Source organism: Nakamurella sp. (assembly GCF_044224575.1).
In the GTDB taxonomy this organism is placed as follows: domain Bacteria; phylum Actinomycetota; class Actinomycetes; order Mycobacteriales; family Nakamurellaceae; genus Nakamurella.
Map to the genome: position 1 here is coordinate 13019 of NZ_JBGAKE010000018.1, position 23422 is coordinate 36440.

At 69.8% G+C, this 23422-nt stretch carries 16 protein-coding genes and 1 pseudogene; 7 read left to right on the forward strand and 10 right to left on the reverse strand.

Annotated elements, in window-relative coordinates:
- Positions 1 to 55: 55 nt before the first annotated feature.
- From ACILSK_RS18465 to ACILSK_RS18480, 4 genes are read right to left on the reverse strand one after another with little or no spacing between them, the layout of a single operon-like run.
- Entirely contained in the window at positions 56 to 838 is a 783-nt protein-coding gene (locus tag ACILSK_RS18465) for an SDR family NAD(P)-dependent oxidoreductase (protein WP_395728647.1), read from the reverse strand.
- Positions 835 to 1887, reverse strand: coding sequence for a phosphotransferase family protein (locus tag ACILSK_RS18470; protein WP_395728648.1), 1053 nt, complete (start codon positions 1885 to 1887; stop codon positions 835 to 837). Before ACILSK_RS18470 ends, ACILSK_RS18465 begins: the two co-directional genes overlap by 4 nt.
- A complete protein-coding gene (locus ACILSK_RS18475) occupies positions 1884 to 2606 on the reverse strand; it encodes a type 1 glutamine amidotransferase domain-containing protein (protein WP_395728649.1) in 723 nt (240 codons plus the stop codon). Before ACILSK_RS18475 ends, ACILSK_RS18470 begins: the two co-directional genes overlap by 4 nt.
- Positions 2607 to 2612: 6 nt before the next feature.
- Positions 2613 to 3980, reverse strand: a complete 1368-nt coding sequence (locus tag ACILSK_RS18480; RefSeq protein ID WP_395728650.1) for an MFS transporter — start codon at positions 3978 to 3980, stop codon at positions 2613 to 2615.
- A 174-nt stretch (positions 3981 to 4154) separates the two neighbouring features.
- Here ACILSK_RS18480 and ACILSK_RS18485 point away from each other — a divergent pair, with 174 nt between their 5' ends.
- The gene (locus ACILSK_RS18485) at positions 4155 to 5408 is read left to right on the forward strand and encodes a PucR family transcriptional regulator (protein WP_395728651.1); all 1254 of its coding nucleotides are present in this window, start codon (positions 4155 to 4157) and stop codon (positions 5406 to 5408) included.
- 264 nt (positions 5409 to 5672) lie between these two features.
- Positions 5673 to 6821, forward strand: coding sequence for a hypothetical protein (locus ACILSK_RS18490; protein ID WP_395728652.1), 1149 nt, complete (start codon positions 5673 to 5675; stop codon positions 6819 to 6821).
- 280 nt (positions 6822 to 7101) lie between these two features.
- Here the strand turns inward: ACILSK_RS18490 and ACILSK_RS18495 are convergent.
- Positions 7102 to 7499, reverse strand: a pseudogene (locus ACILSK_RS18495) (DDE-type integrase/transposase/recombinase); the annotation flags it as partial.
- A gap of 57 nt (positions 7500 to 7556) precedes the next feature.
- Between ACILSK_RS18495 and ACILSK_RS18500 the strand changes: the two are divergent.
- The 3 genes from ACILSK_RS18500 to ACILSK_RS18510 all read left to right on the forward strand — a co-directional run bounded on the left by ACILSK_RS18500 (position 7557) and on the right by ACILSK_RS18510 (position 8672).
- Entirely contained in the window at positions 7557 to 7841 is a 285-nt protein-coding gene (locus tag ACILSK_RS18500) for a hypothetical protein (RefSeq protein ID WP_395728701.1), read from the forward strand.
- Between the two features lie 200 nt (positions 7842 to 8041).
- Positions 8042 to 8236, forward strand: coding sequence for a hypothetical protein (locus ACILSK_RS18505; RefSeq protein ID WP_395728653.1), 195 nt, complete (start codon positions 8042 to 8044; stop codon positions 8234 to 8236).
- Between the two features lie 94 nt (positions 8237 to 8330).
- Positions 8331 to 8672, forward strand: a complete 342-nt coding sequence (locus ACILSK_RS18510; protein WP_395728654.1) for a type II toxin-antitoxin system RelE/ParE family toxin — start codon at positions 8331 to 8333, stop codon at positions 8670 to 8672.
- Positions 8673 to 8731: 59 nt separating this feature from the next.
- On the opposite strand, the gene ACILSK_RS18515 is transcribed toward ACILSK_RS18510, so the two are convergent.
- Complete coding sequence (locus ACILSK_RS18515; RefSeq protein ID WP_395728655.1) at positions 8732 to 11023, reverse strand: hypothetical protein; 2292 nt, start codon at positions 11021 to 11023, stop codon at positions 8732 to 8734.
- Between the two features lie 325 nt (positions 11024 to 11348).
- Positions 11349 to 11474 carry a hypothetical protein gene (locus ACILSK_RS18520; protein ID WP_395728656.1) on the reverse strand — a complete coding sequence of 42 codons (126 nt, stop codon included), beginning with the start codon at positions 11472 to 11474 and terminating at the stop codon, positions 11349 to 11351.
- Positions 11475 to 11994: 520 nt separating this feature from the next.
- On the opposite strand from ACILSK_RS18520, the gene ACILSK_RS18525 reads away from it, so the two are divergent.
- On the forward strand, positions 11995 to 12246 hold the full coding sequence (locus ACILSK_RS18525) for a type II toxin-antitoxin system ParD family antitoxin (RefSeq protein WP_395728657.1): 252 nt from the start codon (positions 11995 to 11997) through the stop codon (positions 12244 to 12246).
- Positions 12247 to 12708: 462 nt separating this feature from the next.
- Here the strand turns inward: ACILSK_RS18525 and ACILSK_RS18530 are convergent, their stop codons facing one another.
- A complete protein-coding gene (locus ACILSK_RS18530; RefSeq protein WP_395728658.1) occupies positions 12709 to 13590 on the reverse strand; it encodes a hypothetical protein in 882 nt (293 codons plus the stop codon).
- Positions 13591 to 14018: 428 nt separating this feature from the next.
- On the opposite strand from ACILSK_RS18530, the gene ACILSK_RS18535 reads away from it, so the two are divergent.
- On the forward strand, positions 14019 to 14294 hold the full coding sequence (locus ACILSK_RS18535; protein WP_395728659.1) for a LuxR C-terminal-related transcriptional regulator: 276 nt from the start codon (positions 14019 to 14021) through the stop codon (positions 14292 to 14294).
- A gap of 12 nt (positions 14295 to 14306) precedes the next feature.
- On the opposite strand, the gene ACILSK_RS18540 is transcribed toward ACILSK_RS18535, so the two are convergent.
- Positions 14307 to 22322 carry a SpvB/TcaC N-terminal domain-containing protein gene (locus tag ACILSK_RS18540; RefSeq protein WP_395728660.1) on the reverse strand — a complete coding sequence of 2672 codons (8016 nt, stop codon included), beginning with the start codon at positions 22320 to 22322 and terminating at the stop codon, positions 14307 to 14309.
- The gene (locus ACILSK_RS18545) at positions 22319 to 23347 is read right to left on the reverse strand and encodes a methyltransferase domain-containing protein (protein ID WP_395728661.1); all 1029 of its coding nucleotides are present in this window, start codon (positions 23345 to 23347) and stop codon (positions 22319 to 22321) included. Before ACILSK_RS18545 ends, ACILSK_RS18540 begins: the two co-directional genes overlap by 4 nt.
- Positions 23348 to 23422 lie beyond the last annotated feature (75 nt).

The following is a 23422-nucleotide window of genomic DNA, read 5'->3' on the forward strand; positions in this document are numbered from 1 at the left end:
CCTGTTCTCCTTTGAATGAATGGGTCATCGGGTGGTTGGATCCGGTCGAAAGCTCTCAGTGCCCGGACATACCGCCGTCGACGGGCAAGGTGATCCCGGTGATGTACGACGACGCGTCCGCGGCGAGGAACAGCACCGCGGCATCCAGTTCGTGCTGCTGGCCGACCCGCTTGAGCGTGGATGTGCGGTCGATGAACTCCTGCAGCGGGCCGGACGGGATGGCGGCCGTCATCTCACTGGCGAAGTAGCCCGGGGCGATCGCGTTGACCCGGATGCCGCGGCGTCCGGACCATTGCTGGGACAGGTCCCGGGTCAACCCGATCACCGCGGCCTTGCTGGCGGAGTAGGCGGCCTGCGGGTTGTAGGACTTGATCAGGCCGAGGACGCTGGCGATGTTCACGATGCTCGATCCCGGCGCCATCACCCGGGCACAGGCCTGGGCCATCCAGTAGCTGCCCATCAGGTTCACCTCGACCACCTGCCGGAACTGGTCCGGGGTCTCCCGGAGGGCCGGGACCGCGGACCCGACGCCGGCATTGTTGACCAGCACGTCGATCCGGCCGAACTCGGCCCGCCCGGCCTCGACCAGGGCGGCGCAGGCATCCGGGTCGGCGACGTCGGTGGCCCGGGTGACCACCCGGGCGCCGGCCGCCCGGAGGTCGCCGGCCAGCTCGGACAGGGCGTCCGCGCGACGGGCGCCGAGCACCAGCCGCGCGCCGGCGTCGGCGAACGCGCGGGCGAACCCGGCGCCCAGACCGGAGCTGGCCCCGGTGATCACCACCACCTTGCCGTCAAGCCGGAACCGGTCGATCGCCCGCACCCGCTCGATCTCGCTCATGGTCCCTCCAGAATGGCCAGCCCGGTCTCGGCGAGGCGGACCACGTCGGCGTCAACCTTGGCGAACTGCTGGCCACCCATGGCGCCGGCCTCGGCCCGGGCCTGCACCCCCTGGATGATCACCGCGAATTTGAACTGGGCAAACGCGTGGTACCAGCCGACCCGGTCCAGATCCGCGCCCGACCCGGCCGCGTAGCGATCCAACAGATGGGCCCGGCCGGGGAACCCACCGTTGCCGGTCACCGTTGGCACCAAGGGGATTTCGGGTTCGCCCGGTTCGGGCCAGTAGAGCAGCAGCAGGCCAAGATCGGCCAACGGGTCCCCGAGCGTGGACAGCTCCCAGTCCAGCACGGCGGCGACCCGCCCCGGGTCCGTCGGATGCATCAGGCAGTTGTCCAGCCGGTAGTCCCCGTGCACGATCGTGCCCCGTGCGGAGCGGGGGACCGAACGGGCCAGGCGGGCCGCGAGTTCGTCCAGGGCCGGCACCTCGTCGGTGCGGGACGACAACGATTGGGCGGTCCAGCGCCGCACCTGCCGGTCCAGGAACCCCTCTGGCCGGCCGAACCCGGCCAGTCCGACCGCCGGCGGGTCGACCGCGTGCAGCTCGACCAGGGTGTCGACCAGCGCGTCCGCCATCCGGGTCCGCTCCGCCGCGGTGTCGGCGTACGCCGGCGGCATGACGTCCCGGATCACGTGCCCGTCGACCCGTTCCATCACGTAGAACGGCGCACCGATGGTGCCGGGATCGGGCTCGTCCAGCGCCACCGGAGGGGTCGGCACGGCACTGCCTGCCAGCGCCCGCTGGACCCGCACCTCCCGCGCCATGTCGTGCGCCGTGGGCAGCAGGTCGCCGCTCGGCGGCCGGCGCAGGATCAGCTCGCCGGCGTCGCCGCGCAGCAGGTAGGTCAGGTTCGACTTGCCGCCTGCAATCAGCGTGACCTCGAACGAGGCCCAGCGCGGATCTCCCGTCGCGTCGACCAGCCGCGGCGCCAACCTCGCCACCGGCACCAGGCCCTGCTCGTCTGCGACTGTGCTCGAGTCGGTGCTCATGACCGGCTCGGTTCGGTCTCGGCGGCGTCCTGCCGCAGGGCCGTGACGACCGCCTGCGCCACCGGCCGGGCACTGGCCGGGTTCTGGCCGGTGATCAGCCGGCCGTCGACGACGACGTAAGGCTCGAAAAGCTCGTCGGCCCGGCTGTAGTCGGCACCCAGTGCGATCAGCTCGTCCTCCAGCCGGAACGGAACCGCGCCGGCCCGCTGGGCGGCCACCTCTTCCGGCCAGGAGAAGCCGGTGACGCGCCGGCCGCGGATCATCGGCGAGCCGTCGCGCAGGGGCACGTTCAGGATTCCGGCGGGGCCGTGGCAGACCGCGGACACGATGCGGCCGGACTCCCAGAAGCGGGCGGTCAGGGCGCCGAGGTCCGCGCCGCGGAAGTCGAACATCACGCCGTGCCCGCCGGTGAAGTAGATGGCATCGAAGTCCTCGACGTCCACCTCGGCGACGGGGACGGTGTCTGCCAGCCGGTCCATGAACGCGCGGTCGTGGTACCGCTCGCCGGTACCGAGCTCGTCGAGAACGTCGTGCGTCAGGCTCTCCGGATCCAGCGGCACGTGACCGCCGGCCGGGCTGGCGATCGTGATCTCGATTCCGTTGTCGACGGTATGGTCGTAGAAGTGGGTGAGTTCGCCGAGCCAGAGTCCGGTCCGGTAACCGACCGAGCGGTACTCACCGGTGTTGGTGACGATCACCAGGATCCTGTTGTTTGCCATGCTGTTTCATCCAATCCTGGGGGAGGCGGCAATGGGAGCGGTGGTGGGCCGACCCGGGTGACGGGGGAGCGACGCCGGTTCGACGTCCAGGGCGCGATCCTTGGTCTCCCGCAGGGCCAGCAGACACACCGTGCTCAGCAGGGCGAGCCCGGACAGGAAGAGGGCGATGCCGTTGACGCCGAACCGGTGGATGAGCGGGTCCGCGACGATCAGCGGAACCGCGCCGCCGAGGATGCCGGCCAGGTTGTAGGCCATGCCCGCCCCGGTGTAGCGGTACCGGGCCCGGAACAGTTCGGGCAGGTACGCCGCGGCCGGGCCGTAGGGGATGGCCAGCACCAGCATGAGCAGACACACCGCCACGACGAACGAGAAGCTGTTGCCCGGCTGCATGATTGCGAAGGCCACCGGACCGACGATGATCCCCAGAACGGTCCCGGTCAGCAGCACCCGCCGACGACCGACGCGGTCGGACAGCACGGCGGAGGCGATCACCCCAGCAGAAAGCACCAGGGCGCCGACCATGTTGGCGACCAGGATGGTGTTCCGCGGCAGCCCCAGAACCCCGACGTCCGGCGTCCGGCCGGCGTACCCGGTCAGGAAGACGGTGGCGATGTAGAAGATCGCGAAGGTCATCGACAGCATGCCGCCGCCCAGCAGAATCTGCCGCCACTGCTCGCGGATCGCGTCGGCGAAGGGCAGCGTGACCTGCTCGTGGCGGGCGGCGACCCGACTGAAGGAGGGCGTTTCAGCGATGTTGAGCCGCACCCACAGGCCCAGACCGACCAGCACCGCGCTGCCCAGGAAGGGAATCCGCCAGCCCCAGCTGGTGAATGCCTCCGGGCTCATCAGGAGCGAGGCCGCCAGGAAGGTTGCACTGGACAGGGCCACCCCCAGGCCCGGCCCGAGCTGCGGGAACATGCTGTACTTCCCGCGCTTGCCCGGGTCGGCGTACTCCGACGTCAACAGGGCCGCGCCCGCCCACTCGCCGCCCAGAGCCAGGCCCTGCAGCGCCCGGAGCAGCACCAGGATGATCGGAGCCGCGGCGCCGATCGTCGCGGCCGTGGGCATCAGCCCGATCGCGAAGGTCGACCCGCCCATCATCAGCAGGGTTGTCACCAGGGTCTTCTTCCGGCCCAGCCGGTCCCCGAAGTGGCCGAACAGGATCGCACCGAGCGGGCGGACGACGAAGGCGACGCCGAAGGTCGCGATCGACGCGACGGTGGCCGCGCCCGGACCGAGGGAGGGGAAGAACAGCGGGCCGAAGACCAGGGCCGCGGCGGCGCCGTAGATCAGGAAGTCGTAGAACTCGATGGTCGTACCGACCAGCGAGGCGACCGCGATCCGGCTCATCGAACGCGGGTGATTCGTCGTCATCCTTGACGCCTTCCGTCGACGGAATGGTGGGTTCCTCGCCGGCGGGCGGCAAGGCGCAGACTGTGGTTCCCCAACTATCCCGGCGAATTTGCTACCGATCACGATGGCCGAATGACAAGCCTTGCTTCGGCGAGTTGTCGTCCGACAACAAATCCGCGGGTAGGCTCCTCAGCCGTGAACCCCGAGGAGCTGGTGCGGTCCATCGTCCGCCGGGTGCAGGAGCGCCTGCCCGACGTGGTGGATGCGGGGGTCGGCCGCACCTGGGACCAGGTAGCGGCCTACGCCGCGAGCTCGGACCCGGCGCTGCGGGACGACCTGGCCCTGCACATCGAGGCGGTCTTCCGGACGGTGCTCGGCACGATCCTGCAGGGCCGCGACGCTGAGCGGGACGATTTCCCGGTCACCGCGGCCCAGGCCCGGCGCCGTTTCGCCCAAGGGGTGTCGCTGTCAGACTTCCTGCGGGCGTTCCGGATCAACCAGGTGGTGCTCTGGGAGAGCGTGCTCGAGGCGGCCGGACGGGATCCGGAGAGCCGGGACGCCGCCCTCCGCCTGGCCACCCATGTCATGCAGGTGATCGAGGTCGGCAGCTCGGTCGCCGCCGACGCGTACGTGCTGGCCCAGCAAATGGAAGTGGCCGAGGGGGACCGGCTCGCCCGAGACCTGATGGAGGACCTGCTGGCCGGGCGCGCCCCGGACGCGGGGCCCAAGCGGGAACTGGCCCACGCATCCGGATTGGACCGGGCGGTGGATTTGCTGGTGGCCGCGATGACACCGGCGCGGCCTCTGCCGGGCGATCAGAGTCTGCGGGATGCGCTGTCCATGGTGCGTGGGGTGTTCGGAGCGGGGCGGCCAGGTCTGGCCGTCATCCGGCAGGACGAGATCGTCGGCATCGCCGCGGCCGGCGGTGCACCACCCGTCAAGGTCATCAACGAGATGGAGCGGGTCCAAAGACGTCTGGTGCGCCAGGGTATCCAGCTCGCCCTGGGCCTCAGCACCGTGCACCCCGACCTGTCGGCAGTCCCCGAGGCCTACGCGGAGGCCGTGACCGCGCGCGACGGGCTGCACGGCGAGCCGGGAATGATGGCACTGCCGACGATGTCGACGTTCGAGTACCTGATGCTGCGCGACGACCCCACCGCCCGCCGGGTGATCCGACCCGAACTGCGGCGCTTCGTCGAGGAGGACAGCACCGCCGGCGGCGCCCTGGTCGCAACATTCGAGGAGTACATCCGCAGTGACCTGAACGCCAAGGTCGCCGCGGTCAACCTCCATGTTCATGTGAATACGGCCTATTACCGATTGGAACGCATCGCCGAGCGCACCGGCTGCGATCTGCGCAACGTCGCCGATCTGCTGGAGCTGCTGATCGCCATCCGGTTGCTCGTGCGGACCGGCGGCGCGCGGAATCGATCCTTCCCCTCGAACTAGTGGCCCGGATCCGCTTTCGCGTTGGCCGGCCAGGGGCTCGACGAATCCCGATCGATCCGGCCACACCAACGAACTCATCCCAGACCGGACACCCCGGCGCCGGTTGGATGGCGGCGGCCTCCACTGATCGGGGGAGGCAGATGTCACCGGGAAAGGGCCTGACCGGTGGATTCTGACCGGGTTCATGTTGTCGCACAGTTTCGGTAGTGGGATTGCGGCTCCGAGGGGCGGAGCGCCGACACCGCTGGAAGTGGACCGATCATCATGACAACTATTCGCAAGACCATGGTCACCGCCCTCACCGCCCTCGCGCTGACCGGCCTTGGGGCCGGCGTGGCTGCGGCCGCCCAGGTCGGTGATGGAATTCCGGACATCACCTTCTTCAACGCAAGCCCGTACACGATGGATGTCACCGGGGTCGACCAGCCCATCATGCCTGCGAACATCATCGCCGAGATCGCCCCCGGACAAAGTGTGACGGTCCCCGGCTACACCCTGCAGGCGCGAGCCGGTACGGGGATCAACGTGTCCGAGGGGGACCGGCAGACCCATGTCACCGATATCTCGGCCATTCAGATCACCGGTTACCAGCCAGGCGTCGCTACCGGGTGCACGCCATTTCGCGGGCGGACCAATGCCAAGGAGATGGGCTGCATGGTGCAGACCCCGAACGTGATCGCGGGCGAGTCCGGACCGATGCAGATCTCCATCTGGACCGCCAACCCGAAGCGCAACGGCGCCGCGACCGATCTGGATGCCACCGCCGCCGGATCCGATCCCGCGGCCATGGGCAACTTCCTGTCCGGCCTGGCCACTATCAACCCCTCGTCGGTCTCGTTCGACACGAACGTCGACTCGGTGGGGTGGGGCACCGGCAAGCAGATGATGGCCGGAGCGCCGGTCTGGAACTGCGGCAGCGAGGACGCCAACGAGCAGATCGGGGGCGGCGCCACCCACGAGGAGTCGACCAGTGTGACCGGCACCCTGACCCTGACCCAGGGGATCAAGCTGTTCGATACCGTCGACACCGACATCTCGGTGAGCATCAGCGCGGGCCACACCTGGACCAGCAGCACCACCGACACCTACACCGTCGGCGAGAACATCGCCCCGCACAATGTCGGCTGGCTCGGCTCGATCCCGTCCACCGAGACCGTCACCGGCGCGGTCACCGCGACTCCCGCCGGCGCGGATCCCGTCGTCATCTCCCACATCTCGTTCACCGAGCCCGGTCAGAGCCAGCCCGGAAAGCCGGCCTACCAGTACGTCACCCACACCCGAGCCATGACCCAGGACGAGATCAGCACCTACTGCACACCCAGCGCCGTCGCCGGATCCACCCGCCACCTCGACACCGTCACCGGCGGAACGGTCGGCGACGTCTCCGGCGGGACGGCCACCTCGATCAACTGACATCACCGTTGGTTGCTCCCGATCACGGTGGGCCCCAGGCAGATCGACTGCCCGGGGCCTGCGGCGTTCGGACCGCCCGCTGGCGCCTGTGCGGGCGGTGTCCATCCCGCGTGCGGGCCTTTGCGGTGCTGGTCTCCTCGTCTTTCGAGTTCGTCATCGCGACACCCTCATGTCAGGCCCTGGTGCAGCCTGAATTCCCCCGGCCTGTCCGGAGACTGTCTCAAACTGTGAGCTCGGCGGGTTGCTGGACTTGGTGGTGAGCGTAGAACCCGTCGTCGATAGCCAGGGCGTTGTCGTTGGAGTCGCCGACGCTGCCCACCGACACCGCCATCCCCACCTCCGCGAGGCGTTCGGAGTACCGGACCGATGTGCGTTGCGACCCTCGATCGCTATGCGCCACCACGTGTTCCACGGTCTGATCGGACCGTTGGCGGGTCCAGATGGCCTGCTCCAACGCGTCCAGCACCAGCTGTGTGGTCATCGTGGTGCTCACTCGCCAGCCCTGGATGCTCCGGGCCGCGGCATCGGTCACCAACGCCACGTACACCCACCCCCGACCAGGTGTTCACGTCGGTGATGTCGGCCACCCACAGCCGGTCCGGCACCAAAGCGGCGAACCGTCGTTGCATGAGGTCAGCGGCCCGGGTCGGCGACCGTCGTCCGCTTGGTCTTGGCCCGACGGACGGGACATCGAGTCCAATGAACACTCGGCTCCGACCAGAGAAAAGGCACTTCATGGCCAACGTCTTCCACACGATCGGACACCGCCAAGTCTGCAACATCCGCAAGGGTGACATGATCCGTCATCGGGAGGTCGGCCTTACTGAGTGGTGCTCCGTGAAGACGGATGCGCCATCCGGTGCATCCCCCTTCGTACCCATCACAGTCCAGCGTCCAAACCCGGCCGGGGAGTGGATAGTTCGCGTCGTCGATCTGTTCCAGCTCGATCTTGTCGAGATCCAAGTCGAGGTGAAGAAGGGTGCCAACTTCGCAGTCGGAGTAGATGTGCCGCTGGGGTGACCATGAGGAAAGCGCCGCCTCACGGAAGCCGGCGATGGCAGCATCAGTGCATCGGGGGACTGAGCCTGGTGGCGGGTGGCAGCCATCGCGGCGATGAGCCGTTGCAGGCCGGCGCCTACCGACGGTACCGCGCGGGTGTTGTCGCGCATCTGCAGAACCCGGAACATCCCGGTCCGCCGGCGGGCGAAGGTGACATACCGGTGCGCGAGGTCGTCCGGAACGGACTCCGGGCCTTATTCACCGAAGTGAAGGCGGTCGAGTCCTGGCTGCGCACCGAGGTCGCTGACGCCTACGACGAACTCCGCGCCGATCTCTCCCGGGCGATCAATTCCGACGATATCCGTCAGCGAATAGCTGCCCAGCACTCGCGGTCCACCAACGACCATCCCTCGTGACCCGACGGGTCTTCTACTCACCCTCGGCGGAAGGGATCGGCACCTCGGGGACCTCTATGACTGGATCGCGGCAGCAAGCACCCCAGCCATCGCTGTGCGTTTCGTCGGGTCGATCATGGACCGGTGTGACCAGCTCGCCGACTTCCCCGTGGTCGGCACCGCGCGGGACGAGATCCGCCCTGGCCTCAGGACCCTGGGCGATCGAAGGCGAGCAGTGATCGCCTTCGCCGTCACCGACACGACCGTCGAGATCATCGGAGTCACTACGGTGGCGCGAGATCGACACAGTTCTGGCGGCCGACGACGCATCGTTACCGACATCGTGGTCGATCACGGCCGATACTGGCCGTCTGGATCGGCCCGCGCAGTCGAGGGGGGAGAGAGATTCCTGCGGTCGCACTCTGCCGCGCCCGGAGCCGCCAACGCGGCCGGATAGCGTCACCCGTCATCGGGTGTTGACCCCGTACGGTCGCGCAGGCTCGAACTCGCGGGCGACTACCCGGCGGAGAGCGTGACCCGCAGCCGCAGGTTGTTCTCCTCGAACTCGCTCGTTGCGTAGAAGTTCGACCGGCCGGTCTCGACATGCCCGGGATGGGCGGTGGCCAGCTTCTGTATCTCGGCAGCCCGCTCCCTCTTCCCGAGTCCCGCGATCGCCGGAAGTTCGTTGAGCACTGCGGCGGCCTCAGGGTTGGTTGTCACCCGGCGCACGGCGGCCGCCTGCCGGCCCGCGTCCATCTTGAGGAACTCCGCCGCGATGGCCGCGCCGTCACCAGCGTGCACGAACAGGTAGCCGTTCAGCCCGGGCGTGACGCGGGCACCGGCCGGGTCGTGCACCACCACCCCGTCGCCGAGAACCTCTGTCAGGAAGACGTAGTGGTTGACCGTGCCGAGGATTACCCGGGTGCCGTCGGCCAGCATCTCGGCGGCCTTGGCGCGGACCCGGGGGTCGGTGAACTGGACGCGGCCGGTCGACGCCTGGGCCTTGGTGGCGATGCCGGCATCTCGGGCGACGCGAGCGATGGTGCCGGCGTCCGTCACGGACTTGTAGGAGCCGTGCCGGCCGATCGCGACGGCGGTCACGAGGTCCAAGGTGCGGATCCGGGCGGATGTGTGTGGATCGTCCAGCGCCGCGGCGAGGTCCACGAACGTGCCGCCGACCTGTACCTGCGCGCCCGCGTGCATGCCGGCCGACCGCAGCAGGCCGATCATCCGGGCGCGCACCTCGTCCTCACCCGCCATGCTGACCAGCCCCATCGTCAGGGAGGTCATGTTGCAGACGTTCGCACCCGACGACCCGTAGAGCCAGACACGGACCTTTCCGGCGTTCTGGCCGGTGTCGGCGACGTCGCGGTAGCGGCCGACGCCCTGCGCGAAATACTTGTCGCCGCTCCCGGCCTGCGACGCGCCGGCGACCCGGGGCGGTGGACTTTCGGCAATGACCACGTCTGCGGGGACGGTCCCGGGCGCCGGCCGGGTGGCGGGCGGAGTGGTCGGAGCCGCCTGCCGGATGGATGTCGAGTGCGCGGCTTGCACGATGCCGTCCCGCAGGTGGATCCACTCCGCCGATAGCTGGGCGAAGTTCGGCTCGGACGGCTGCAGCTTCGTGCCGAACAACTCGGGGTGGGCGGCCCAGAACGCGATGTTGGTCAACGCGTTGCGGTCGCCGTGCCCGGCCGCGACGAGCAGGCGCAGCGCCGCGAGGACGAGGCCGGCCGAGCCGATCGCCGACACGACACCCGAGCCACCCGTCGCCGCCCTGGTGGGGGGCAGGACGCTGGCTGCCTGGCCGACCAGGTCGGCGCCCTTCGCGCCGGCGGCCGGTGTGGGCACAGGAGTGGGCCTCGACGCGGCCGGTGCGACGGCGGGACCGCCGGACGGCACCGCCCGCGGGATCTTGCCGATGATGTGCTCGCCCTTGACGCGCTCGTCCCGCGCCTCGTAGGCACCCAGTATCTCGGACTCGAGAACGGCCAGGAACGCCTCGCGGGTCAGTTCCTGCCCGATGGTTCGCCGCAGCGTCCCCTTCGCGGCCGCGTACGCGTAAGCCGGTCGGTTGTTCATGGTCTCCAGCAGCCACGCCCGCGCCGTCGGGTCCTTCATCCACGGGTTCGACCGGCCCGGGCTGTCCTTCGCGAAGCGCCGTTCCATGCGCCCGAGTTCGCTGAGCGTGTAGGCAACCATGGCCGACACGACCTCGTCCTCGGCGCCCGCGTCGAAGAAGCGATCAGTCCACGGTGGAGTCTTGAGCGAAACCGGGTCCGGCGCACCCTCGATCGCCGGGAGCTTGCCCGCCTTCAGCGCGTAGGTCCCAGCGCCCAGAACGATGCCGTGCTTGGCGAACGCCGCCGGTGCCGCCCGGATGATCTCGTACAGCGATCCCCAGCTGAGCGTGACCTGCTTGAACCCCAGGCTCACGTACATGTTGTCGCGGGTGTAGACCGCGTTGTCCATACCGCCGGTTTCGACGTTGGCGACGCCCTGCAGTAGGAACAGCTGATCGCGGTCCAAGGTGGCAGGTGCACCGGCGACGCCGAGGACCCCTCGCTGCATCATGTCCCGCAGCCGGACCGTGAGCTTCGTGCTGCCGTACTTTGCGACGCCGGCGGCGTTTCCCTTCTGTCGCTGCACCTGGAGCAGCAGGCCAGCGGTGGCGCCATTGCCCGCAGCGCGCTGCAGGTCGAGCACGGCTGAGGCGGTCTGCGCCATCGACGACGGTGCGGCGCCGGGCGACCGTCGGGCCAGCGGTGCCGGACGGTCGACGTGCACGACGACACGATCCGGCTCCATTCCGGAATTCTGCTCCTACCAGCAGGTCTGTGACGAGGAGCGAAGGGACACCGTCCGTTGCCCGATAAGGCAAACCCTGTCCTCGATGTCGAAGATCACGCCGTTCAAGCGGATCGTCGCCCCACACAGCCAGCGCGGGCGGGCAACATCCAGCTGATACCAGGACTGGTGAGCACATCTGCGAATTCGGGGCCTACCGTAGCGCCTTCGCCAGGCAAGACGTCGGAACCCATGAGGACCGACAATCAACGTTAACGGCTCTGCGTGCCCATCATGGGCACGTTCGCGCGGCAGCCCTGCGCGCCCAGGGGATCGGCAAAGTCGATCATGCAGTCAGCAGGAGTTCGATCGGCAGACTGATGGAACGGCCTTGATGTCGGAGCGCGCTGACGATGTTGGTGTTGCCGGCGGGGCCGAGCAGGCTGATTGCGGTGTGGCGCAAGGTCGCCATGACCTGCAGCGGCGACGCCTCCTGCGGAGGTCGAAGCGCACCTGCAAGCGAGCACTGGCGGCACGCCGAGGTGAGTCAGGGCGCGGATCGGCCGATCGGATCTTCTGAGTCAGGCGCGGTCGGGCGAATAGACTGGCTGGTCGCCGTGGACAACCACCATCCAGGGCACCTGACGGGCCGATCGCGAACCGCCGATGACTGGATCCACCGCCGGACACGACCAACTCACCCAGCGAGTGCTCCCGCTTTAGTTTCCTGCCCCAAGTGTCCGAGGGGGACTTGTACAGAGAGGACACGCAGCGGCGAGTTCCCCATAGCATCCTGACCTGCGCAAATGGCGTGGCCCGCATCGACAAGACGCAGAACCTGACTGTCTGCCGTCTTCTGTCGGCGCCCCGGACCAGTCGGCTGATGCCCCGTGGCCGTCGTCAGCCGGACGCACCCACTTCGGAGTGCGCGCTGGATCCTCCGGAGAGGAAGTAGAAGAGTAGGAATCAGTCCTCCTTGTGGGAAGTTTGTCATGCGGGCGACACGGCAATTGAGCATCACCCTGCCCAACGGCATGGCCGAGGCCCTTCGTGAGCGTGTCTCATCGCGCGCCTACGCCAGCGAGAGCGAGGTCGTCCGGGACGGACTTCGGGCCTTGTTCGCCCAGGAGAAGGCGGTCGGGTCCTGGTTGCGCACCGAGGTCGCCGACGCCGACGACGGCCTCCGCGCCGCTCCCGTCCGGCCGGTCAGTTCCGACGAGATGACGAGATGCGGCAGCGAATAGCTGCCCACCACGCCCGTCATACCGACTCTCAGGACCGGCGACGACGGGCCGCGTCCTCCCGCAGCGGCGGAGGGTCCGGATGCGCCAAGGTGCGACCGCAATATTCTTCCCTAATCGGTGTCATGAGGCTCGAGTTGGCGAACTGGCACGCTTCATCATTCGTCATTGATACCTTGACCTACGATCATTCTCTTGCCTGCGTTCGAGCAACGGATTGCATAAGTAAGACACGCCTGACCAAGTTTCTCGTGGCGTCCTGCGTGGGCAAACGATAGACGATGAAGATCCGAGATCCGGGAGGTGAAGCCCGTTGCTGCATTGATGAACACGCTGTCGGTGCCGCACCCGACGAGAGCGGTGCTGTAGGCAGTCCAGTCGACGGGTTCGCGAATGAGCGAAATCTTCGGGTATCGTCGACAAATTTCTAAGTTCGATTCGGGGGATTCGAGGGTATCGATCGACTCACCCGACCTGGGTGCAGCCAGCCGCCAGCGCACTGCCAAGCTCGATTGGCTTCAGTCCCGTCGTTGCACCGCATTTTACGGTCGGATCGTCTGAGACCGAATCGATCTGTGCTGGTTCGCCGCTCAGTCTGATGCCGGCAAGATTAAAGAGTGCTCGGTGAGCATCAGATGACGCCCCTTGAGGATCATTGGGTGTTACGTCCGGGAACATGATCCATCCTCTCCATAGCACCCAGGGCTTGCCGGTGCCTGCGTCAAGTTTCCAGGTATTGGTTTGGTACAGACTAGTATTCGCATTGCAGGTGTCGCCTTCGAGACCAACCCATACTGTATTTGTTGGTGGCAATGGTGCCATGGCGCCTACCTGCATGACCGACATGGTATATATTAGGGGCATTTCGACCCTGACGGCCAGTGGTGACTGGATTACGACCGATATGACGGTTGGTATGGCAACCGATCGGTCGAGATCGATTCCTGCTTTCGCTATTTCGGCCTCGCATGATTCACTCGTCAGTTTATCGGCACCCACGACTCCGTTGGCGGGACCCACGGGCAGGGCTTCTACGCGCATCGTCACCTTGTCACCGAGTTTGTTCGAAAGTTGCCATTTCGGGAAGAAGGCAGGCGCACTTGATGGCTGCTGGCTGGCGGTTGAGGACCGCAGAACCGACGATGGCGAATGTTGCTGACCCGTGGGTGACACGGACGCACTTAACGTTTCGGTCGCTTGGTGAACGCTTGGCTGTGGAGAGGTCGACGTCGGCGCGCTGGCACCGCTACTGCATGAGCCGATTACCGCACATGTTGATAATGCGGTGATGAGCGCACACACTTTACGCCGACTTTGTTGATTGCGTTGTCCTTCCGAGTCTTTCATGTGTGATTTCCCCGTCCTTCCAAGGTTGGACGAGTCACACTCGTCGCATCATCTTGCAAACCGTCTGCATCGATCCGATAGTTCAGGCTCCTGCAATTCCCCCAGCGACGCTTGTCCAAACACAGATGGCGGGCTGCGACGACCCTAGCCGATGTCCGCTGCGAGACCGGCCCAATCGGTCATTGCTGCGCTCTTACTTTGCCAGTGGCACTACCGCCCATGCTCGCGTGTCACGCGGGCGACGGGCAACGGACCGTCCTCGGCCAGTACCTGCGCAAGGTCCGGGCCGCGGACCAGGCGCGTGTGCAGGTACAACTGCCCATCGATGTCGCCATACCGGTGGATCGGGATGACGTGCGGGTCGCTGAGCCGGGCGGCCGCGACAGACTCGCGGCGGCCCACCGAGTGCTTGCGCGGGTTTCGCGGCGATGCGGGCCGGGGAGATCGACAACGTCGACCTGGGGGCGAGCCGGGCATCCGCCTCCCGACAGGCCGCGATCACCCAGGTGTCCGAACCGCCCGGCGAACGCGATGTGCTCGACCGGATCGCGGCCGGCGAGGCGAATGCGGTCATCGCCGACCGGCTGGGCCTGAGCGAGAAGACCGTCCGGAACAACGTTTCGGCGACTCTCGGCAAGCTCCTGGTCGCCGACCGGGCGCCGGCTATCGTCAAGGCCCGCAACGCCGGGTTCGGTTCGCCATGACGCCCGGTCGGCCTACGGCCCGGACCGCCAGCCGTGCACGTTCGCCCACTGTTGCATCAGGTAGTCCTGTGAGTAGCCGGCGCTGGCCGCGGACACGAACTGGTCGAAGGTGGTGAACGCGTGCGGATCCGGCAGGCCGCCGGACTGCGGCAGCGGGGTCGACTGGATGACGAACGTCGACGAGTTCGTCCCGGCCGGCGTCGTCGAGGTGAGGGGCCCCGCCGGGGTGTGGCTGTAGGTGAGCGAGCCGACCCCGTTGACAAAGCTGATGGTGGCGCCGGTCGCGGCCACCGGCCGGACCACCAGCGGCGCGGTCATGATCGTGGACACCGGCGTGCCCGAGCGCAGCGCGGCACTGAGCCACAGGGTGGACGGCGTCACCCCCGAGGCGCTCACACCGGCGGCGTTGAAGACCTGCCCGCCGTAGCTGGCACAATCGTTGACGAAGAGGCCGTAGGCGCCGGCGTTGCCGGCACTGCTCTGCATGAACGCGCGAGCGGCCATGGCCTGTTCGGTGGTCAGCGGGACGGTCGCCAGCGAGGCGAACCTCGGCGCGACGTCGCCGGTCACGATCACCGCGTCTCCGCTCTTGACCAGGGTGCCGCCGAGCATCATCACCCGGTTCGGCGCCTCCGGGACGATCAGGTGCGACCACACGGTCGAGGTCTGGCCGGCCTCGTCGACGATCGTCACGCCGACCCGGGTGTGCCCGATCGCGTAGCCGAGGGGATTGGTCAGGCCGAGCGCGGATGGTGCCCCGGCGGCGTGCGAGACGGTGATCGACGTCTCCGCCGCCACTCCGGCGATGGCCGGCGTCTTGGCCAGTGCGCCGGCCCCCAACGACCCGACGATGCCGATGCCGGCGTCGGTGAGATTGGCGCTGGTGCGGCTCATCCCGGCCGACTGGAGGACCTCCGAGGTGCCGCTGTCCACCTCCCGGCCGGTCCACAGGGTGCGCGCCCCGGACTGCACGGTGTCGATGCCGTGACCACCGACCAGTATCCCGCCGCCGATGCCGACCGCGGCGCCGACCCCGGTCTCGGCGGTCACCACTCCGCCCACGATGAGGGTGCCGCCGGCGACCATCTCGACGGCCCCGCCGATCATCTTCAGCCCGCCCAGGAAGCGGTTCCAGTTGCTGGGTTGCTCGGTCTCGCCGTCCCGCCCGTCCCGGTCGGTCAGCCTGATCGGGTTGCCCCGGCAGTACGCGTAGGCGTTCGGATGGTCGGCGGTGCCCTCCGGGTCGGTGCTGAGCCACCGGCCGAGCCAGGGCGCGTAGTACCGGGCACCGACGTAGTACAGGCCGGTCTCCTCGTCCCGTTCCCGGGCCGCGAAGCGGTACCGGCTGGAGGTCTGCGTGGCGGTGTGCACACCCTGGTAGGCGGTCGAGCCGTACGGGGTGTACTCGGCATAGCTCAGCAAGGCGGCGTTCTCGTCCAGCTCGATCCGCACCGACCGCATGTGGTCGCCGTGCTGGTAGCGCAGCAGGCGGGCCGCGGACGGGTCGGCGCCCGCGGTCCGGGTCTCGAGCAGGGCGATCCGGCCGTCGTCGTCGTTGATGTGCAGGGATTCCCGGGTCAGGGCCGCGCCGGAGAGCGTGCGGAAGATCTCCAGCCCGCCCAGGTACACCCGCTCCGACACCGGTTGTCCGGCCGCGTCGACCCGGACCTTACGGACCCGTCCGCCGTCCGCGCCGTAGACGAACCAGGTCCGCTCCCCGCCTCCCCCGTTCACCACCTGCCGCTGGGCCATCCGCAACCGGTCCGCGTGATCCCACTGCAGCTGCGGCAGGTTCGGCAGGCGCAGGGCGTTGCCGTTCGCGTCGTACCCGTCCCCGGCTATGCTGAAAACCTCGACGGTGTCAGCTATTTCCGAGCTAGTGAGCCGGTTTCCGGTGCGGCCCGGCTCCAGCCGGCTCGCCTCTGTGTCGGCGAACGTGCGGGTCCAGCCCGGGTCGGCGGGATCGGTTCCGCGGTGCGCGATCCGGGTGAGCGAGCCGGCCGCGTCGTAGGCATACCGTTCGAGATAGGTTGCCATCGCCCGCCCGTCGCCGGGCGCCGGCCGGATCCGCGGGCCGTCGTCGGGACCGAAGGGCAACGGGCCACCGGCCGGTTGGCCGAGATGCTCGCGGCCGGTCGCCTCGATCAGCTGGTAGAGGGCGTCGTAGGTGTACTCAGCGGTGGGTTCCACTCGCTTGTTCCGGAAGAAGACGGCCTGCTGGGCGTCGTCCCGGATGGAGGTCGGATTGCCCATCGGATCGTAGGTGTAGCGCAGGTTCTGCACCTGCATGCCGGGCCAACCGGCCGGCGCCGCGGTGTCGCCCGGGAAGGTGGCCGGATCCCGCCGGGTGGTCAGGTTCGCCAGCCGCCAGGTCGCCGGCTCGTACCGCAGGGTCGTCACCACCGAGTTGCCGTGGCCGATCCGGGTCCGGTGGCCCAGCTCGTCGTAGTCGATTCCGGTGACCGCGTGAATGGTGGCGGTGCCGGGATCCAGCGCCCCGTCCGGCCGGGCGGCCAGGCCGTCCCACACGTCCACCGTGTCCAGCAGCCCGCCGACGCCGTAGCCGAGCTGGGTCACGTAGTAGCCGCCGGCGGTCTGATCGCTGTGCGGGGCCACAGTCTGAATCGGCCGGTTTCGCGCGTCGAACGACGTGGCGCCGGTGAACGTCTCGGTGGCCAGCGCCGGGCCGGCCGACCAGTCCAGCACGGTGGCGAACTCGGCGGCCAGCTGGCGGCTGCTGACCAGCTTGTTGCCCTTGAAGTCCCAGTCCGGCTGGCCAACTACGCCCGCCTGGTCCTGGATCTGCACCACCTTGCCGCGCTGGTTGCGCTCCTCCGGGGTGGCCGACGCGGTATCCCCGTACACGTTGCGGCCCACCACGATCTCCGCACCGCCGGCCGTGGCGACCAGCCATTCGACCGGCCGACGCAGCGCGTCGTACCGGGTGCGGGTCGCGGTGCCGTTGCTGTCCCAGCCGCGCAACGGGTTTCCGGTGACGTCGGCGAGCGTCCAGCGCGGTCCGGCGTCCAGCCCGGTGCGGACCAGGCAGGCACCGAGCAGGTCGTAGCCGGCGGTCGCGATGAGCCGCCCGGTGGCGTCCCGGTCGGCGACGTGATTGCCCTTGATATCCAGGACGGTGCCGGAGCGCAGTACCTCGGCGGTCGCGGGGGAGCCGGAGTACCGCGCGACGTTGCGCTCGGTGACCGCGATGCCGCGGCCGAGCGCGTCCACGTGCAGGGTGCTGGGCGTCGCGGCGTGCACCTCGGCGCCGCGGGCGGCGCGGACCTGCGCCGCCTGGTCGCGTGCGTCAGGCCAGCGCGCCGCGGCCAGCGCCGGGTCGGTACGCAGCGCATGCCAGGTCGGCCGGAACTCGGCCGGATCCAGGTGCCCGAACCAGCCGCCGACGTCGGGGTCGTCGGCCGGGTCGTCGATCAGCACGGTGTCACTACGGTCCCAGAGCTCGTGGCTCCAGGCGCCGAAGACCGTCTTCTCGAAGGTGTGGTCCGGGGAGAGCCGGGCGATGAGCCGGCTGCCGGCGTCGTAGCAGCGGACCGCGGTGACCCCGACCCGAGTGTCCGGCTCGAAGCCGGCGAGCTCGGTGAAGAACGGCTCGAACTCGCGGACCGGGTTGCTCTTGGTGTTGAACACCTGCCAGCCCGAGCACAGCCACCTGGTCGCCACGGCGGCGCCCGGTGCCGGCCGCCCGTCGGCGCCGATCACGATGTGGCCCAGGGCGTCCCGCTCCGGCGCCGGTCCCGGCTCGGCCAGCACCTTGCGTTGGATCTGGCGGCCGAACCCATCGGTGAAGGCGACGCCGATTCGGATGCGCAACCCGGCCGCCGGGACCGGCTCGGCGGCGTGCACGTTGTCCCGGTCGAGGGTGACGGTCACCGCCGGCGCCCGTCCGGACCGCCAATAGGCGTGCACGTCGTACACCGTCCGCGACGTCGCATCGCCGAGCAGCGCGGCGGCTCCGGCCACCGGCGCGGCCAGCAGCGCGGCGATCTGGGCGCGGGTCGGCTCGACCACCAGCGCGCCGGTGATCCTGTCCCCGCGGGCGGGCACGTCCTCCGGCTTGCCCATCGCGGCCGTCGCGGTCAGCATGCCCAGCGCGTCGTACACGCACTCATTGCGGTTGCGGTTGGCGTCCATCAGCAGCACCGGCTGCACCGTCCGGTAGTCCAGGCCGTGCCGGACCGGCGGGTCGGCCGGATCGACGGCCCGCTCACCCACGGTCACCCGGTTGCCCAGGGCGTCGACCGTCTCCTGGACCCGCAGGTCGTACTCGTCGTAGGACACCGTGCTCTCGGTGGGCACCGCCGCGGTGTCGTACGGGTCGCGGAACCGCACAGGGAGGAAGAAATGCGCCCGGGCCCGGGCGAGTTCGGTGGCCGTCGGGTCGTCGCGGCCGGGCGAGTAGAACAGCCGGCCGGACGGCGCCCACCAGTCCCCGTCACCCGCGTCGTGCCGGTAGCCGCCGGCGGTCAGGTCGGCGTCGTCGGCCCGCCCGCCGAACACCCCCGCGACCATCTGCCGGTGCAGCGCCAGCCGGAGGGCCTGTGCGGGCAGGGCCAGTGACTGGACGACGCCCAGCGGCAGGTCGCTCGCGAGATCGTCGGCGCGGTAATAGGTCCGGGTGTGTTGGAGTAGCCGCTTCTGCTCGCCGGCGGTGGGCGCTTCGTCGAACCGGAGCGGTGCCGCCCCGGTGGCGGCCGCGGCCAGCGCGGCCAGGGACAGCCGGCCCGCCGCGCTCACCGCCGGCAGGCCGGTCAGCTCGTACACCCGGGACTCGGACGGCAGCGGCATCCGGTAGGCGTCGGCGGTGTCGACGACGTTGGTGAAGGCCGCCTCGGTGAGGGTGGCCAGCGTCGCCACCTGCCGCAACCGGTCCGCCTCGAGCAGGGCGGCATCGGGCCGGGTCCGGCCGTACCCGACGGACGCGGCCAGCAGCACGTTGCCGTGGTCGTCGACCGCAAGGGCCGCGGTGTGGTTGATCCGCGCCTCGGCGCCGCGTTCGAACTGGTAGGTCAGCGTCTCCCGGGGAACGGCCAGCAGCACCGCGTGCCGCTGGTTCCGACGCGACTGGAGCAGGCGGACCCCGAAGTTCTGCTCGCGGACGGTGATCGGCGCGACCCCGGGGGCGGGGGCGTCCCGGTCGTAGATCTCCTGCCGGATCATCGATCCGCGCAGCGCCCGGCAGGCCTCCCGCTGCTCGGCCGGGGTCAGGTCGTCCGGGAGAACCGAGTCGGGCAGCCGCCGCGCCCGGCGCGCCGCGTCGGACAGGCCAGGCTCGGCGTAGAACTCGCCGCGCCCGGCGGGACCGAGGCAGGCGAAGTAGTCGGAGATGCGGTCGCGACCCAGGAAAGCGCCGGTGTGGAACCAGGTCCGGCTGTACATCGGCGGCGCGTCCGCGCCGGTGCCGGTGTTGCTGGGCGGGCCGTCCGGGTCGGTGTCGGCGGCCGCGACGTCGACCTGTTCGACCATGCCGAAGCCGCGGAACTCCCGGTCCACCGGGTCGTAGTAGCCGTGGTGGTACCGATAGCTCGTCCGAAACACGTTGCCGCTGACCCGATCCCGCACCTGGGTGGCCGCGACGACGGGGACCGGGAACGGCAGTCGGGTCACCCATGGCCGGCCCGCCCGCCGGTCGTCCAGGTAGAACCCGGTGGACGATCGGTACTGCACCGAGGTCTCCGCGCCCAGGTTGTTCACCACCCGGGTGAGCAGATTCGGTCTCGTCGCCCCGGTCAGGTCCAGGTAGCGGATGCGGGACCCGCCCGGGTCGGGCAGTGGCGTCGACCAGACCAGGCACGCGGTGCCGGTGCCGAGCAGGTCGAGAACCTCGGCGGTGGCCGTGGAGTCGGTGACCGGGAAGGCGGGCAGCTTCCGTGGCCGGCTCCACCGGTTGCCGCACTGGTTGAACAGCACGACGGTCGACTCCCGGCCCAGGTACACCAGGTCGGTCGTGCCCGAGCCGTCGATGTCGGCCAGCCGGATCCGGTCCGGGGCGAACTGGTCGGGCGCGTCCAGCCGGGGGCAGCCGTCCAGCACGACCCGCGGGCCGAAGGCGCCGTAGCCGAGGTTGGGCCAGTAGCAGACCTCGCCGTTGCGCACCCGCACCAGGTCGGGCAGCCCGTCGCCGGACATGTCGGCCACCTGCACCGACTGCTCGGGGTCGGCGAAGAGTACTCGCGGTCCCCGGGTCTCGTCCGACGGCTGGTCGACCCGGATACCCGGTCCGTACCCGTCCCGGCCGCGTGAGGGGTACCAGGTGATGCAGTCGCCGGCGGTGACCAGGACGTCGGCGACGCCGTCGCCGTCGATGTCGGCGAAGCGCAGGTTGGGGTCGTGCCAGTCCAGGTTCGGCAGGCCGGGGAACGGTTCGAAGTCGGCCCACTCGCCGTCCTCCCGGGCGAAGTACCCGGGGGTCGGTCCCCGGAACTCGACCAGGTCGACCTGGCCCCGACCGGTCAGGTCGAGCAACCGGTTCCCGGCGGCGATCCGGCCGCCGGCCGGGCGGGTGGCCAGGGTGACCGGCGCCCCGAACCGGCCCTCGCCGGCGTTCGGCAGGTAGTGCCACGCGCCGGGCAGCTCCTGCAGGATGCCGGTCAGGCCGTCCCCGTCGAGATCGACCAGCACCGCCGGCGGTCCGATACCGGCCGGCGCGGTGGCCAGGTCGGCCGCGTCCACCTCGTGCAGCCGGTCGTCGATCACCGGCCGGCTGTACTCCAGGGTGAGCGGCGGCAACGCCCGGCGCAGGTACCGCCGATACCGCGGGTCCACGCCGGGATCCGGCGGAGCGGTGCTGTCCGGCACGAACCCGACCTGGGTGACGGCGCACAGCAGGGAGCCGGACCGGGTGCTGCCGGGGTGGGCCAGTTCGGCCGCCAACGAGTCGGCCGGATACGCCAGGTCGTGGTAGTCGAACTCGGTCGCCGCGACGAGCCCGTCGTAGCCGGGTTCGCCGGACGGCAGCGCCGGGATGTGGTGGAACATCAGCACCCTCCGGCAGCGCCGGTACATCCGGATGTCGAAGCCGGCCCGGTAGCTGGACACCGGGTCCGGACGCACCGGCCAGTCGTCGATCGCCTCGCGGGCGGCCAGCACGTAGTCGTGCTGCTCGTCGCGGGGCCGCACCGGGTCGGCCGGCACGTCGACGCAGTGCGCCTCGTCGTAGTCCAGCACGACCTCGAACAGCCACTGCGCGGCATCCAGATCCGGCTCCGTCAGGCGCGACACCCGGTTGCCGTACCAGATCCGTTTCAGGTAGCGGTGCCGCCCGCGGGCGGCGGCAGACCGGCTCGCCTCGTGCGCGGCGGTCACGTCGACGCCGCGGCCGTTCTCCGCGACGTACTCGAACCGCATCGCATGGCCTTTGCCGTCATAGGACTCGCGCAGCAGCCAGCGGGCGACGCGGGTCGTCGCGGCGTGGCCGTCGGCCACCCGGGACTGCTCGTCGGTGCCGTACCGGGAGGTGATGCCGTCCCGGCTGATGGTGCGCCAGGAGACCGCGCCGGTGGCCGCCTCGGTGAGGCGCTCCACCCGGACGAACGCGCCCTCCACCCGCGGCCGGTACCGGTGGATCACGGAGCCGGGCACCGACGTCGTGTCGACGAACCGGGTGCCGTCGGCCCGCAGCACCGGCACCAGGTCCTCGGCGTCGGACAGCACGAACACGTCCGACTCGTCCGCGTCCTGGTAGCGCGGCAGGCCCTTGTCGCTGCGCCGGGAGATGGACGCGCCGGACAGCGTGAAGCCCTGCCCGAACGGCCCGTTGCCGACCGTCGTGTCGTAGCTGAGCACCAGCTGCGGCCCGAAGCTGTCCCGGCCGTCGGTGGTGGCGATGGGAATCGTCAGCCCGCAGCTGCCGCTCGCCGGGTTCGCGGTGAACTTCTCGCCGATGCCGCGGATGGCGCCGCCCGCCTTCGGCGGCGTCAGCGTCGGCGACCGGTACGCCGCCGTCGACTCGTCGGCCTCGCCCGCCCCGGCCGGGTCCGGGCCGGCGCCGACCCGGTTGGCGCCGATCACGCCGCGCTCCCGCGGGTGAACGCGACCAGCTGGGACGGAGCGCCGCACTCGGGGTGGGACTCGCCGACGCCGGTGATCCGCACCCGGTACCCGCCGGACTCCGCGCGGGCCCGGGCCCACGCGGCGAACTGCGGCCGGGTCCATTCGAACCGGTGGTCCGGGTGCCGCAGCCCGCGACCCGGCAGCAGCGCGTTGAAGTCGGCGTTGGGGGTGGTGACCACGATCGTCGCCGGACGCAGCCGGCGGAACAGGATCTCGTCGAGCCGGCGCAGCACCGGCGGATCGAGGTGCTCGATCACCTCGATCGCGACGAGCGCGTCGTGACCGCGCCAGCGCCGTTCGAGATCGTCCACGCCGCCCACCCCGATACGGACCCGCTGCCGCTGGCCGCCCGGCAGCTCGGTCGCCACCCGCTCCCGGGCGGCCGCGACCGCGGTCCGGTCGGGGTCGAGACCCGCGACCCGCGACGCGTCGTCGGACGCGGCGGCCAGGGCAGCGACGAACTCGCCGGTGCCGCAGCCCAGGTCCAGGACGTCGCGGCTGCCCCGGTCGCGCAGCACCTCGAGCACGGCCGCGTGCCGTCGGGCGTGCAGGCCGCGGGGCAGCGGCCGGTGGGTCAGGGTCGTCACCGGCGGGTTGAGCAGCCCGCGGGTGGCCGGCGCGGTCCGGCCGAACCGGTCGATCGGAATCATCGCCTGCATGATCTGCACCCGCAGGAACGGCGGTGCGTCGTCCAGGTCGATGACGTCGACGGCGCGGCCGGTCCGCTCGCTCAGCACGCCGGTCAGCGCCACGCGTTGCCCGGCGGGCAGCCCGGTGGTGGCGAAGTCCAGGTCCGACGCCGCGTCCCAGTGCTGGCCGTGGGCCAGCGACCCGCAGATCCACACCCGGCGGGCGCCGGCCCGGTACAGCAGTTGGGCGGCCTCGGTCGCCGGCCCCAGATCGGCGGCCGTGCGCGGCGGCAGCTGCGCCCGCGCCTCGCTCATGTCGACGTGTTGATCGTTCGCTCGGCAAGCCTCGCTCATGCCGACGCCGTCCTGCGGACTCCTCGCCCGCTCGGATCCCCCGAGGACGACGTCGACATTCGAGTGTTGATCATT